Genomic DNA, 13434 nt, shown 5'->3' with positions numbered 1-13434 from the left:
TCTTTTCTCATGTATAAATGCATCGTATGCAAATTTCCTATGTTTAAGTCCTTACTATTTTAGGAAAGGTATAGGATAACGAGGAGGTTTCTGATGGATACATTTTTGTATATACTGTTTGCTTGTTTTTATGCCGGCTTGCTCATTATGATGCTTCAATCCATAAAAAAGAGCGGTGTTAGCATAGTATCGAATGTATTGATTCTGGTTATTGTACCGCTCATCTATGATAATGCCATCCTTGGCATTGGAAAGTGGATTGGCGAGGGGAAAGTTTTGGAGATTTTGAGTGCGGCTCGTTTCTGGATGCATGCGATTTTTACACCGTTGTTAATTATGTTTTCCTGGGATGTACTTAAACGTGCTGGGGTCAAGTGGGCGAATACAACCTCAGCCTTACTTATTACAGTTACCTTTACACTAATTGCTTTTTTGATAGAACTATTTACAGTTGTGTGGGATCTCTCACTAAAGGCAGAAAAAAGCTATGGAATTCTAAGCTATACTTCAACCAGTTCCCCTCAAGGACCGCCAATCATGATTTTAATGGTCACCATGGCTATCCTTGTCTCATCCATTATTCTTTGGAAAAGAACAGGTTGGTATTGGATGTTTGTTGGGACCGCACTTATGATTATCGGAAGTATGGTCAAGATCCCAATTGAAAGCGGCGCAATCACCAATACGTTTGAGTTAATCTTACTCATCTCTCTTGTATTTACAAAAAGATATCAGGATCGTTATCAGGGCGAAAAAAGACTGGCTCCCGGTTAAATATCCAAGGAGACCAAGCCAATGAAAGTCAGCTTGGTCTCTTTAAAGCTCTATTTCTTATTAGGTTAAACTCCATTTATGATAAATAACAGATGCGCATTTAAAGGAAATATAAGACAATAAAATAAATCATAGTTATTGGAGGAGTTCATTTGGATTGGCTAGAACCTTTTTATGGAGACCTTTTTGTTGATGAAGAAGTGGACAGCCTACCACTTTTTAGATCCAAATTCATTGATGGTAATGGAATACAAAAACACTATTCCATTCTGACGCAATTTTTCCTACTATTAAGCGCACAGTTGAGAGATAGCGTTACTTATTTTCCGATAAAAAACGACCTTATCAAGGATAAGGAGCTGCGAGAAATCATCCTGCACTTCGATGAGCGAAAAGTATTTCTGATGAATGATAAACCGATTGAGGTCATGTTGGCTAAGCCCAATGATGATTCTTTAAAACATTTCATGTCTAATCCTATAAATCCTGTTATTAGGAGCCTTTTTCCGCAAAGTAAACAACTTCAACAAGTTCAGTACTCACCTTCAAATCCGTACAGAGTAATTCCAGAATATATCGACTCCTACAAAGACAAGGAGTTCGATGAAGTACTAGCCTATTTAAAAGCCAACACAGAAACCCCTTCATTTGGTTTTCAACTCTCAAATTGGATTCTGAATGATTCCCTTAAAGATTCTCACGCTCTGCGTTATTTCTCTCATCACACACAAACCCTTTGTCTGTGGATAGACGAATCAAAAAGAATTAACTCCATCGAAATGCAATTTTAGCATTAGCTGAAAGCAGTATATCAAAACAGATCAACACTATCAGTAAAATATGTAACCTAAGTTAAACCAATGCCTATACAACACACTCATCAAGCTTTAAAATGCATAAGAAATATCATTCGATGTAATTTGGAATGCCAGAAGGAAGGTAAACAACCCTTCCTCAATTATGGTGTTTTACGAATAGTAATGCGCCAATTACTGCCCGTACTAATGTGATAAGTATCAGCAAATGATTTCTGATTGAGAGCCAGCCCCAGATTATCAAGCGAATTAACATAAAGAATGGCTTCCTCTAATGCACTGTCTGCAAAAGATCTGCCATATACAACCTCTTCCTCATACCACACTGTTCCATCCTTTTCAATTTGAACCCAGACCCTATCTCCCAGTGAAATTTCCAGTTCCCTAAACAGCTCTCGCGAAATATTCGTCCACAGATTCCCAAACCGAATATCAAGAATTTCAATAATGCCCGTAATCTTATGATCATGTATGTATGCCTCATAAAGAGGTAGCTCAATAAGGGAATCAACAGAAATTTCCGGCCCCACTTCCTCAAAACTGATAACCCCAGCCGCAATCCTTGCCCCTGTATACGCATAAACATCACGCCCATGGAAAGTGTAGGATTCTCCTGAACGCGGCAAACGATTTACCTTCTCGTCTATCACTCTTGCTTCCGTGATGCCAATTTTATTTTTGATATGGGATAGGGTACCGTTATCAGGTGTGACCACATAGTGTCCACCAGAGGTCTTGGCAACGATGCTTCGGCGATCGCACCCTACACCCGGATCAACTACCGATACAAACACAGTTCCTTCCGGCCAATATAAGATAGCCTGCAATAGACGGTATGAGCCTTCCCATATATTAAACGTTGGAATATCATGCGTATTGTTACTAATCTTTAAAGAAGGATCAACAGAAAGCGCCACTCCATACATAGCACTTACAGCCCCATCACTTAATCCAAAATCTGATTGAAAAACTAATAAACGTTTCAACTTCATCCCACCCATTTCTTTGTCCAAAATAAAAAACACCACGTCCTTACCATGATAAGGACGTGGTGACTTCACGTGGTTCCACCTTAATTCACTGCTTACTCACATAAACAGCCTTCGTAAGTGCAAAAACGACTCAACGTTTCCTACACTCTGGTATGGATAACGAGTACCAAATCTCGCCGAAACCTACTCATATACTAAATTATACTTTCAGCACGAGGCTCAGAGGCCATTTTCAATAATGGTACTTCCCGCTCCTTTTCAGCTTCCGAAGCTCTCTAAAAGGGAAATATCCAGAATTTACTCTTCTCTTCAACGCCTTTTTGAATATTTAAAATAATTAAATTATAAAGAGGTTGAGTATATTTTGTCAATAGCCATTATCAAAAACTATAACCGATAAAAATAAAAGCACTCCCTGCTTTTCCTTCCTCAGGTAGATTCTACTGAAAGGAATTTTCATATTATCTTTATCTCATGATTGCTAATGGGATGGAAGTGAATATGCAGACAGAAGGCGCGGTCGAGAGAGATGGTAGTGTCCTTGATTATTGCAGACTCAATGATATAACCATTCAGGCTTGGTCACCTTTTCAATTTGGTTTCTTTATCGGTAATTTTGATAAGTTCCCTGAATTGAACCAAACCCTCGAGCAATTAGGTGAGAAATACGAGACTACACCAAGCGCCATTGCAGCAACTTGGATCTTGCGGCATCCAGTGAATATTCAATTGATTGCGGGCACAACCAACCGTATGCGGATGGCCGATATTATCAAAGGCAGCGAAATACAGCTCAGCCGTGAGGAATGGTATCGTCTTTATTTGAACAGCAGTCACATCCAGCCTTAAGGCTTTAGTAAAGGACTTTTTTTGAGCATAACCTATTAAATTATTGGTTGTGAAGGATTGATTTCCATGAGTAAAGAATAATCAAGTATATGAAATATCCTCATACGGCAATCCAGCTTTTGGGGATGATTATTCTGCAGGCGGAATTTATGTGGATGGCGGAAAGAATATAACTATAGATCCCATGTAAAAAGGATAATCTCAATAGATTATCCTTTTTATATAAAAAAATATGAAATATTACTTTAGTAATTTTCTAAGATACCATTAGTTACTTCTAAAAAGTATTCGAATGTATTATTAGCTTTAATTAATTCATCATATAATAAATTTAATCTATTTCCATTCCCACCATCTTCCGGATCATTCGGTTGTCCTGGATTTGTATCTGAATCTGTTTGATTATTGCTATCTTGAGAACCACTGGATGAATGATCATCATTAGTACCACTATTACTTTGGGTATTCTCCCCAGTATTACTATCTAATAAACCATTCCCATTATCGGTAGTTTGATTATCAATATCTTGAGAACCACCCGGTTGATTATCACTACCGTTATTACCTTGCATATTATTTCCAGCACCATTCACTAAACCATCTTTATTATTATTTTGATTAGTGCTGTCTTGAGCTCCACTTGATAATTTATCACTATTAGTAGTTTGATTATGATCTGTATTATTACCTTGGTCTAGATTGTCTTCGTTATCTTTTCCCTCATCTTTTATTACTTCAGTTGTAACGTCTTGTTCATCTTTAGAATCTTCATTTATTGAGCAAGATTTAACTAAAAATACAAGAGCTAGTAACAACACTAGTATCATTACTATTAATAAATTTCTTTTCTTAGAGCCGTTATGAGATGATTGATTATTTTCCATTATTCTACCTCTGATTTTTCGCTAGATTGAGGGGTTTTTTCTTGATCAACCTTATTAGACTCTAAGCTTTCTATTTGTTCTTCTAATGCTTTAATATAGTCTGCTTGTTTTTTATTTTCTTTTTCTTGAAGTACTTTTTTGGACTCCAAGTCTGTTATCTCTTGTTGTAAATCGTTTATATGATCTGCTTGTTTTTTATTTTCTTCTTCTTGCTTATTTAAATCCTCTCTTAAACTCTCAACCTTTGATTCAGATAATGCATCAGGATTTTGTTCAGTAGCCTCTTTTAATTTAGTGTATTCTTCATATAATTTCATATATTTCTTTACTAATTTCTCTTCGTTTTTAGAATAAGCTACTACTTTATCTTTTAAATCATTCACATTTTTTTCAATCGTTTCTACCGGAGCAGAATCAAACCCTGCTGATGCTGCTATAGTTGCTGTAGCTATTAACGTGCTACCAACAACCCCAAGTATTATACTAATCAAGACCTTGTTCATTTTTGCTCCCTATATCTCTAGATTTTAAAATAAGGACTAATAAAATTAGTCCTTATTTATAAAAAGTATCTATATATTATTTCACTTTTGTTATTGTTTTTACTTCATTATTATTTGTAGTTACCGTAATCATAACTTTAGCTACATTATCCTTATTTAGAGTCGTCGTATATGTGTTTCCAGCATATAATAGATTTGAATAATTAGCATTATTTTCAAGGCCTTTACCATATTTGTTACCTTGAGAGTCATTTAAATATCCAGCCCAAGTTTTATTTTTTGTTTGTATTGTATTGTCATTAGCATCCATAAATTTTACTACAATATTTCCTTTAGCTAAAGGCGCAATATTGATATCCTCTTTCAAGTTTATAGAAACTTGAGTATGCCCTTGATAGAAATGAGCTTCTGCTGTTGCTATTTTTTCTTCTGCAACTGTATCTCCATCTAATCCTGGTAAAGAATCTGCATCTGTTATTGTATGTGAGTTAGCTACCTTAACAGCATTATCTGACTGTATTTCTAAGCCTTCTATTGCTGCATTAGCTAAATTCAATTGATCTTCCAGTCTTTTTATCTCTGCTTGTAGCTCTGCTTTTTCCGAATCAGATGCTTCTCCATTATTTTTCAATTGTGCCTCTAAGTCAGCTATTTTAGTTTGTGCCTCTTTTCTTAAATCATTATATTTTTCAACTAATGATTTTTCATTTTGAGCAAATTCAACTATCTTCGATTTTAGAGCTTCAATATTATTCATTACCTTTTCTGCGGCACCGGAATTAAATACTAAAGTACCAGCTATAACGGTTGCACCTATTAACCCTGCACCTGTTAATTTACTCAATTTCATTTTATTATCTCCCTTTTTAAAATGTAATATTATTACTGTAGGAGATTATAACACCTGGAATACTAGTATACAATTTAACAATTTATTAAAAATTTAAGTGCAATATATAATTTTCATTTATATCAAAAAAACTAAAAATTTATATTGTTTTCTAATCATACTTATAAATTTTCATCAATATCCACTACTAAATGGATAAACAAAACTGTCCGTGATAAGCCTTGTTAGTAACACTAGCACATGGCATAACTTCAGCGTAATCGACAGTAAACTTAACTTTGCATAAAATAAAAAAACTCGGTAGAAACCGAGCTTTTTTCGTTAAACCATTATTGGTGCTATAATAATGAATGTCTAAATAAAATAAAAACCACCAAAATATGTATTTGGTGGAGACGGTGGGAGTCGAACCCACGTCCAAAGATAACGGCACTTATGCATCTACGAGTGTAGTCGATATATTGGCGATTCGCTGTGCCTTATGCCTATCGACAGGCGTCCGGACAGCTAGTCTGGTTATTCTCTTCCTTCTCCCTCAGACGGTGAGATCCGGCGTAGTCCACTAAAGTTGAGTCCCTTACCCTACCACATGGACGATGGAGGGAGGAACAGCTTATCGACTGTTATTAAGCAGCGAAAGCTAAGTTGTTGTTTTGTTTGCCAGTTATAGGCTGTGACGTTTTAACGAGGCCGATCCCCTCGACTCGCAACATAAGCTCGAACTACCCCTGTCGAATCCGTAACGTCCCCATGATAAGAATGTGGATCGCACGAAATGAAGAAGCGTACTTTGAGCGTTGCTTCTATTCAATTGTGGTACATAAGTAATTATAACATAATAAGTGTGAAATTCAATTGTAAGAACTTGGTGAGAGTACCAGCCAAAGCTTAACGCTGACGTTCTTTGAACGCTCTTTCGATTTCACGCTTTGCTTCTTTTCTCTTCAAGTCTTCACGTTTATCATAATTCTTTTTACCCTTACCTAAACCGATCAAAACTTTTGCAAAGCCGTTCTTTAAATACAGCTTCAATGGAACAAGTGCATATCCCTGCTCTTTTGTTGAACCAATTAATTTACTGATTTCCTTATTATGCAAAAGTAGCTTACGCACACGTAACGGGTCATGATTATAGCGGTTACCCTGCTCATATGGGCTAATGTGCATTCCCATTAAGAAGACTTCCCCATTAATAATCCTTGCATATGAATCCTTTAAGTTCACACGACCATTTCGAATCGATTTAATCTCAGTTCCCTGCAAAACAATTCCTGCTTCATAGGTTTCCTCGATAAAGTAATCATGGTACGCTTTTTTATTTTGGCCGATTACCTTTCCTGAACCTTTTGGCATATAATTGCCCCCTCTCTCTTTATATGGGTTAGGTGAATAAAAGAGCCTAATATCAGGCTCTCCTTTTATCATACTACAGCAATAGCTTCTATTTCTACAAGTCCGTCTTTTGGAAGCCGCGCTACTTCTACCGCACTCCTTGCCGGAAAGCTGCCGGTAAAGTAGGTTGCGTATACTTCATTAACTGCTGCAAAATCATTCATATCATTCAGGAAGACAGTTGTCTTCACAATTTGGTCCAAATTAAGACCTTCTTCGTTTAAAATAGCCTGAATATTTTTGAATGCTTGGTGAGTTTGTTCCTTCACACCTTCTTTTAATTCGCCCGTTTCAGGATCTAATCCTAGCTGACCTGATGTATAAATAAATCCATTCACTCGAATGGCTTGAGAATATGGCCCGATTGCGGCCGGCGCTTTAGCAGTTTGAATCGTAATCTTACTCACTTTAGTATTCCTCCATTTCGCTAAAATCCATACCTTTAGTATTCGATTGAAATGTCCTCTTATCCTTCCATCAGGAATGAGAATGCGGACTTAAAGAAAAAGGAAGGATGCAACAATTACGCATTCTTCCTTACTTTTTTATGCTTCAATTGAATTCATTTCAACCATTTTACCATTGTATACATCTTTGTTCAATTCACCCGTCATACGGCCGGTTACCAAACCTGCTGTTGCAGAACCGCTGACATTAAGAGCTGTTCTTCCCATATCAATTAATGGTTCTACAGAGATTAGTAAGGCTGCTATACCAATTGGCAGGTTCATACTGGATAATACGATTAATGCGGCAAAGGTAGCTCCTCCACCGACACCAGCTACACCAAATGAACTGATAGCTACAATGATGACTAATTGAATAAGGAAAACGGGATCTAGCGGATCCGGTGCAATCATTACAGCCAGCATAGCCGGATATATTCCTGCACATCCATTTTGACCAATAGACGCTCCTAATGAAGAAGCAAAGTTAGCAATTCCTTCAGAGTTACCAAATTGTTTGGTTTGAGTCTCTATATTAATAGGAATAGCCGCTGCACTGGAACGGGATGTAAAAGCAAACGTAAGTAATGGACCCATTTTCTTAACATATTGCATTGGATTTAAACCGCTAAAGAATAATATAACTAAATGGATCAGGAACATCACGATCAATGCTACATACGAAGCAATAACAAATGTAGATAATTCTATGATTCCCTGTACATTTGTATTGGCAATGGTTGTAGCCATTAATGCTAAAATACCATACGGTGTTAAACGAAGAATCAACGTAACGATTCGCATGACGATTTTATATAAGGCATTAATGATTTTCTCAAATGTTTCAAATTCTGCAGGTGCCTTTCTTCTAACACCGATTGCCGCTATTCCAACAAATGCTGCAAAAATAACGGTTGCGATTGTAGAAGTAGGTCGTTGGCCAGTCAAATCAAGAAACGGATTTGTTGGGATGACCTGCAAAATACGTTCCGGAAAGCTTTGGTTCTCTACTTGAACCATTGTTTCTTCTAATTGAGCAGAACGCGCTTCCTCTGCTTCACCAGATTCAAGATGATCCGCTGATAAGTCAAACGTTAGGGCACTGCCAATTCCAACAGCAGCTGCTATAGCTGTTGTTAAAACTAGAACTCCAATAATCGAGAAGCTGATTTTACCAACTCCAGCCTGCCCTTTTAAGCGAATGATAGCTGATATAATTGACACAACAATCAAAGGCATAACAATCATTTTCAAAAAGCTGACATACCCAGTTCCAACAATACTGTACCAGTTTTTCGTATCCGCTACTACAGCACTATCCGGATCAAACGCTAATTGAAGGAATACACCTAAAAGAATTCCTAATCCAAGACCTGTAAATACTCGTTTTGAAAAGGAAACATGTTTCTTTTGCATATAGAAAAGTACACCGACTAATGCTAACAAAATAAGTATATTTATAATAACTAAGGTCGTATCCATTTTCAATTTCTCCCCCTTTAATTCATACTAAATACATATGCATTATATAGATTGTACTGGTTAATGTACAGTATTATGACTAGACAAGCTGTTTTTCCTATAACCAACTATTCTTTTTTATCTATATACCTCGGCCTAGTAAATATAACCGCAAATCTTTCTCAAAGAAAAGAGAGCCAACATAAGTCAGCTCTCCTCTGCTTCTTATCGTTTTTTCTTCTTACCGGATTTACGCTTGGCAGCCGGTGCGTTTTCATAAAACTTCTTTTTCTTTCTCGGGCCTTTTTTATCGGAGCTTTCTCCAGGTTTACCTTTGCCCTGGCCTTTTGGACCGCGTTTGTCTCCATTTCCTCCCAGTGGTCTGGAAGAATCCTTGCGGCGGTTTTTACCCGGTTCTGCTTTAAATATACGTTTTTCACCGGAAACCCGTTCACGATTGTCTTTCATCCCAACAATTTCAAAGTCTATGGTACGCTCATCTTTATTTACATTAATGACCTTTACGGTGATCTCGTCTCCGATTCGGAAAACCTTAGCTGTACGTTCACCAATCATCGCATATTGACGGTCGTCAAAATGATAATAATCATCTGTCATATAGCTGACATGGACAAGTCCTTCGATTGTGTTGGATAGCTCAACAAACATACCGAAGTTTGTGACAGAGCTGATAATACCATCAAACTCCTCGCCCACTTTATCTTCCATGTACTCAGCTTTCTTCAGATCATCCGTTTCACGCTCAGCATCTACTGCCCGTCTTTCCATTGAGGAAGTATGCTGGGCGATCTCACCAAGTCTTTCATTCCATTTTTCCTGCGTCTCTTTGCTTAAATCTCCATTTATTAAATACGTACGAATTAAGCGGTGGACAATTAAGTCCGGATAACGGCGGATAGGTGATGTAAAGTGAGTATAATAATCTGTCGACAATCCAAAGTGTCCCAAGCTTTCAGGATCATATTTTGCTTGCTTCATGGAGCGAAGCATGACTGTCGATACAACCATTTCCTCCGGTTTGCCCTGCACCGCTTCAATAATCTCCTGTAAAGCACGAGGATGAATAGAATTGGCTGTACCACGAACGATATAACCAAAGTTCACGATAAAGTCGAAGAACTTTCTCAGCTTCTCTTCATTTGGATCTTCATGGATCCGGTAAAGGAAAGGCACGTCCATCCAATGGAAATGCTCAGCTACTGTTTCGTTGGCTGCAAGCATAAATTCTTCAATTAATTTTTCTGCAACAGATCGTGTACGAAGAACAACATCGGTTGGTTCTCCATTCTCATCAACAAGAATTTTTGCTTCTTTAAAATCAAAGTCAATGGCTCCTCTGCGCATCCGTTTTTCGCGAAGAATTTCAGCCAATTTCTCCATTTCCTCAAACATCGGAACAAGCGGTTCATAGCGCTCAATTAATTCTTCTTTCTTATCAACAAGAATCTCATTCACATCTGAATACGTCATACGCTCCGTTGTTTTAATTACACTCTGGAAAATCTCATGGGAAACAACAGTTCCTTCAGAATCAATTTCCATTTCACATGATAATGTTAAACGGTCAACGCGTGGATTCAATGAACAAATGCCGTTTGATAGACGATGCGGGATCATTGGGATAACTCGATCCACGAGATAGATACTTGTTGCACGCTCTGCCGCTTCCTTATCAATTGGCGATCCTTCGGTTACATAATGAGAAACATCGGCAATATGTACACCCAATTTATAATTTCCATTATCAAGTCTCGTTACTGTAACAGCATCATCAAGGTCCTTCGCATCCGCACCATCAATCGTGACAATCGTTTCATTTCTAAGGTCACGACGATTGGCCAGATCTTTTTCATCTATGACTTCAGGTGTTTGATTAGCTTGTTCGAGTGCATCTTCCGGGAATTCTCCTGGCAAACCAAACTTATGAATAATGGATAAAATATCAACACCCGGGTCATTTTTATGCCCTAAGATCGTGATAACTTCACCTTCTGCCGACATTCTGCCTTCTGGGTAATTTGTTATTTTAACAACTACTTTATGACCTTCAACGGCACCGTTCTTCGCCTCATTAGGGATAAAGATATCATTAGCCATCTTTTTATCATCCGGGATTACAAAACCAATCCCTCTTGTTTCCGTGTATGTTCCTACGACATTCTGGACACCGCGTTCAATGATTTTAACAATGGTACCTTCCCGTCTTTGGCCTGATGACTGCGAAGAGACACGGACCATAACAATATCTCCATGCATCGCATTATTTAACTCATGCGGAGGAATAAAAATATCATCCATGCCTTTCTCTTCAGGTAGCACAAAAGCAAATCCCTTAGCATGACCGGATACCTTTCCTTTTACAAGGTTCATACGTTCTGGCAGTCCATAACGATCAGAACGAGTTCTCACGATTTGGCCATGCTCCTCCATATACACAAGAGCCTTCACAAAATCCTTGAAATCCCCGGAGTCTTCTACCCCCATTGCTTCTTCTAATTCTTGTACGGTCATGGGTTTGTAAGCTTCTTCTTTCATATAAGAATACAGCTTTTCTACATGTTGACGAATCATGTCATCCATCACAAACCCCTCCTTTCTTTCCTTTATCATTGATCTATCTATTAATTTGCCCAATCAAGACTCTCTAAAAACGCAAAGACATCCTGATGAAGCTGATCACGTTCTTTATCCAGTGTTATCACATGGCCTGATTCCTCATACCATTTTAATGTTTTTTGTTCAGTATTTGCAGAATTATAGATAATATTAGCGCTGTCTGTATTGATCATATGATCGTGGCGTGCCTGAGCCACAAAAAGCGGAACATCCACTTGATTCACGTGATCTCTTACATTGCCAATCAATTCTTGCAAGGCTTGCAGGGTATTCATTGGACGAAAACGATTCATTTCTTCCTCAATTTGTTCCTGGCTTTTACCTTCACGCTTTTTATACTGACGGGCATACTCAAGTACCCCATCATACATAACTTTTTCACTTTTTATATACATAGGTGAACACATGGTTACGATACCCTTAACAGGTACAGTGTAACCTAATTTCAAGGAAAATACCCCTCCTAATGAAAGGCCTGCTACCGCAATTTCCTTATGGCCCATTGCCCGCAATCGATCATAGGCTTTCATACAGTCCTTCCACCAATCAGTTGGTCCGGATTCTACCAATTCCTCCGGAGGTACTCCGTGCCCTTTATATTGCGGTGCGTGGCATGTATATCCCCTGCTTTCAAGATATCGGCCTAGCATCCTCACATCAGCGCTATTCCCTGTAAAACCGTGAAGCAATAAGACTGCTCGGTTTCCTCCCTCAAATGTAAATGGTTTTGGCTGAGTCAATTTCATATAAAAAATCTCCCTTTGTTAAAACTTATACTATGTACTATTAGTTTACGATGTTAGAGGAACAAAACGCCATTAATAAGAACGATTTACACATCAAAAAAGCCTGGCAAAGCTGCCAGGCAATGTTTGTTTTCGCACTATTACTTTGCAAAGAAAGAAACCAAAATGGTTAAAACAAAAAATAATACTGATAAAACAATAGTAGCGCGGTGTAAATATAAATCAAGTCCTCTGGCCTTTTGTTTACCAAAAAGCTGTTCAGCACCACCGGAAATTGCGCCGGATAAACCTGCACTTTTACCGGATTGCAGTAAGACCACAACAATTAAACTAATACATGTAATAACCAATAATACCATGAGCGTAGTATGCAACACGAACAAATACCTCCTAATTACGGTCTTATCAATACTATCACTTTACCATAACCACCTTTTTTTCACAATAACTAACAAGGAGGTAATAGTTAAATTCACCGCAGGCAGGGTATAATCAAATAAGAGGATTCAAAAACCCGTGACAGAGGGGGACATGATTATGTTTACCGATTGGTTATATAAAGCAAATTACATAAATATGATCGGATTTATATTTGGCAGTTTAATGATGTTCTTCGTATGGAATGCCCCCTTAATGGGAGCTCTTTTACTCGCGGCCGGTGTACTATTAATCATTTCTAAACTTAATGGAAGGCCATTCATCTATTTTATGACCTATTTGGTACATCTATGTTTGATTGGTTTATTGATTTTTGAACTCTTATCTATAGAATGGTTGTCTATTAACCCCATCCTTTTTGTAGTTTGTATAGCAGCACTGATTAGCTTAATAGCAGTCATTATCCGCTCGAATACGAGCACTCTAAGCCTCTTTTGGTTGGCATTACATATCTTAATACTTGGCTACGGATTCATTGGCGAAGGCACTTTCTGGTTGACTGTTTGGAGTCCGGGATCTGTCCAGGCAGTATTTAAAACCTTCTATTCTATATTAATCGCATTTTTCCTGATTGGCGTATTTTTGGATCGCTTTCAAAACGAACTAAGGAGAGAGTACCGCGATAGAAATTAAATGAAAAGACGCTC

Annotated in this window: 14 protein-coding genes, 1 other RNA gene and 1 other annotated feature; of the genes, 4 read left to right on the top strand and 11 right to left on the bottom strand. The window is 37.8% G+C overall.

What is annotated here, in order from left to right; all coding sequences use genetic code 11:
• Positions 1–93 precede the first annotated feature (93 nt).
• Positions 94–774 (top strand): hypothetical protein, encoded by a 681-nt coding sequence (locus AC4D4B_RS04390; RefSeq protein WP_490999249.1) that lies wholly within the window; start codon positions 94–96, stop codon positions 772–774.
• A gap of 152 nt (positions 775–926) precedes the next feature.
• Positions 927–1565 (top strand): hypothetical protein, encoded by a 639-nt coding sequence (locus tag AC4D4B_RS04385; protein WP_490999248.1) that lies wholly within the window; start codon positions 927–929, stop codon positions 1563–1565.
• 167 nt (positions 1566–1732) lie between these two features.
• Here AC4D4B_RS04385 and AC4D4B_RS04380 read toward each other — a convergent pair whose 3' ends face one another.
• The gene (locus AC4D4B_RS04380; RefSeq protein WP_490999364.1) at positions 1733–2581 is read right to left on the bottom strand and encodes an SAM hydrolase/SAM-dependent halogenase family protein; all 849 of its coding nucleotides are present in this window, start codon (positions 2579–2581) and stop codon (positions 1733–1735) included.
• Between the two features lie 47 nt (positions 2582–2628).
• Positions 2629–2903, bottom strand: a binding site (T-box leader).
• Between the two features lie 152 nt (positions 2904–3055).
• On the opposite strand from AC4D4B_RS04380, the gene AC4D4B_RS04375 reads away from it, so the two are divergent.
• Positions 3056–3430 (top strand): aldo/keto reductase, encoded by a 375-nt coding sequence (locus tag AC4D4B_RS04375; protein ID WP_490999247.1) that lies wholly within the window; start codon positions 3056–3058, stop codon positions 3428–3430.
• Positions 3431–3675: 245 nt separating this feature from the next.
• On the opposite strand, the gene AC4D4B_RS04370 is transcribed toward AC4D4B_RS04375, so the two are convergent.
• The 10 genes from AC4D4B_RS04370 to secG form a co-directional block, all read right to left on the bottom strand.
• On the bottom strand, positions 3676–4314 hold the full coding sequence (locus AC4D4B_RS04370; protein WP_490999246.1) for a hypothetical protein: 639 nt from the start codon (positions 4312–4314) through the stop codon (positions 3676–3678).
• A complete protein-coding gene (locus AC4D4B_RS04365) occupies positions 4314–4817 on the bottom strand; it encodes a hypothetical protein (protein ID WP_490999245.1) in 504 nt (167 codons plus the stop codon). Before AC4D4B_RS04365 ends, AC4D4B_RS04370 begins: the two co-directional genes overlap by 1 nt.
• A gap of 76 nt (positions 4818–4893) precedes the next feature.
• Positions 4894–5667 carry a hypothetical protein gene (locus tag AC4D4B_RS04360; protein ID WP_490999244.1) on the bottom strand — a complete coding sequence of 258 codons (774 nt, stop codon included), beginning with the start codon at positions 5665–5667 and terminating at the stop codon, positions 4894–4896.
• Positions 5668–6054: 387 nt separating this feature from the next.
• Positions 6055–6417: a transfer-messenger RNA gene (ssrA, locus tag AC4D4B_RS04355) on the bottom strand.
• Positions 6418–6555: 138 nt separating this feature from the next.
• Positions 6556–7020 (bottom strand): SsrA-binding protein SmpB, encoded by a 465-nt coding sequence (gene smpB / locus AC4D4B_RS04350; protein ID WP_066106290.1) that lies wholly within the window; start codon positions 7018–7020, stop codon positions 6556–6558.
• A gap of 68 nt (positions 7021–7088) precedes the next feature.
• Positions 7089–7466: a RidA family protein gene (locus AC4D4B_RS04345; protein ID WP_490999243.1), complete on the bottom strand. Its 378-nt coding sequence runs from the start codon at positions 7464–7466 to the stop codon at positions 7089–7091.
• A 138-nt stretch (positions 7467–7604) separates the two neighbouring features.
• Positions 7605–8987, bottom strand: coding sequence for an L-cystine transporter (locus AC4D4B_RS04340; RefSeq protein WP_490994864.1), 1383 nt, complete (start codon positions 8985–8987; stop codon positions 7605–7607).
• Positions 8988–9191: 204 nt separating this feature from the next.
• The gene (gene rnr / locus AC4D4B_RS04335; protein ID WP_490999242.1) at positions 9192–11567 is read right to left on the bottom strand and encodes a ribonuclease R; all 2376 of its coding nucleotides are present in this window, start codon (positions 11565–11567) and stop codon (positions 9192–9194) included.
• 41 nt (positions 11568–11608) lie between these two features.
• Positions 11609–12349, bottom strand: coding sequence for an alpha/beta hydrolase (locus AC4D4B_RS04330; RefSeq protein ID WP_490994866.1), 741 nt, complete (start codon positions 12347–12349; stop codon positions 11609–11611).
• Positions 12350–12489: 140 nt separating this feature from the next.
• Entirely contained in the window at positions 12490–12708 is a 219-nt protein-coding gene (gene secG / locus AC4D4B_RS04325) for a preprotein translocase subunit SecG (RefSeq protein ID WP_373925489.1), read from the bottom strand.
• A gap of 178 nt (positions 12709–12886) precedes the next feature.
• Here secG and AC4D4B_RS04320 point away from each other — a divergent pair, with 178 nt between their 5' ends.
• Positions 12887–13420 carry a hypothetical protein gene (locus tag AC4D4B_RS04320; RefSeq protein WP_490994867.1) on the top strand — a complete coding sequence of 178 codons (534 nt, stop codon included), beginning with the start codon at positions 12887–12889 and terminating at the stop codon, positions 13418–13420.
• Positions 13421–13434 lie beyond the last annotated feature (14 nt).

The organism is Pradoshia sp. Z6_59, from assembly GCF_058267515.1.
The sequence above is the reverse complement of the archived record's forward strand: the minus strand, read 5'-3'. Positions and strand labels throughout refer to the sequence as shown.

Excerpts from the sequence above, each read along its gene's own strand:
- AC4D4B_RS04390 (WP_490999249.1), top strand. The coding sequence starts at position 94 with ATGGATACATTTTTGTATATACTGTTTGCTTGTTTTTATGCCGGCTTG.
- AC4D4B_RS04340 (WP_490994864.1), bottom strand. The coding sequence starts at position 8,987 with ATGGATACGACCTTAGTTATTATAAATATACTTATTTTGTTAGCATTA.
- secG (WP_373925489.1), bottom strand. The coding sequence starts at position 12,708 with ATGGTATTATTGGTTATTACATGTATTAGTTTAATTGTTGTGGTCTTA.
- AC4D4B_RS04320 (WP_490994867.1), top strand. The coding sequence starts at position 12,887 with ATGTTTACCGATTGGTTATATAAAGCAAATTACATAAATATGATCGGA.
- AC4D4B_RS04375 (WP_490999247.1), top strand. The coding sequence starts at position 3,056 with ATGATTGCTAATGGGATGGAAGTGAATATGCAGACAGAAGGCGCGGTC.
- AC4D4B_RS04330 (WP_490994866.1), bottom strand. The coding sequence starts at position 12,349 with ATGAAATTGACTCAGCCAAAACCATTTACATTTGAGGGAGGAAACCGA.
- smpB (WP_066106290.1), bottom strand. The coding sequence starts at position 7,020 with ATGCCAAAAGGTTCAGGAAAGGTAATCGGCCAAAATAAAAAAGCGTAC.
- AC4D4B_RS04360 (WP_490999244.1), bottom strand. The coding sequence starts at position 5,667 with ATGAAATTGAGTAAATTAACAGGTGCAGGGTTAATAGGTGCAACCGTT.
- AC4D4B_RS04365 (WP_490999245.1), bottom strand. The coding sequence starts at position 4,817 with ATGAACAAGGTCTTGATTAGTATAATACTTGGGGTTGTTGGTAGCACG.
- rnr (WP_490999242.1), bottom strand. The coding sequence starts at position 11,567 with ATGGATGACATGATTCGTCAACATGTAGAAAAGCTGTATTCTTATATG.
- AC4D4B_RS04380 (WP_490999364.1), bottom strand. The coding sequence starts at position 2,581 with ATGAAGTTGAAACGTTTATTAGTTTTTCAATCAGATTTTGGATTAAGT.
- AC4D4B_RS04370 (WP_490999246.1), bottom strand. The coding sequence starts at position 4,314 with ATGGAAAATAATCAATCATCTCATAACGGCTCTAAGAAAAGAAATTTA.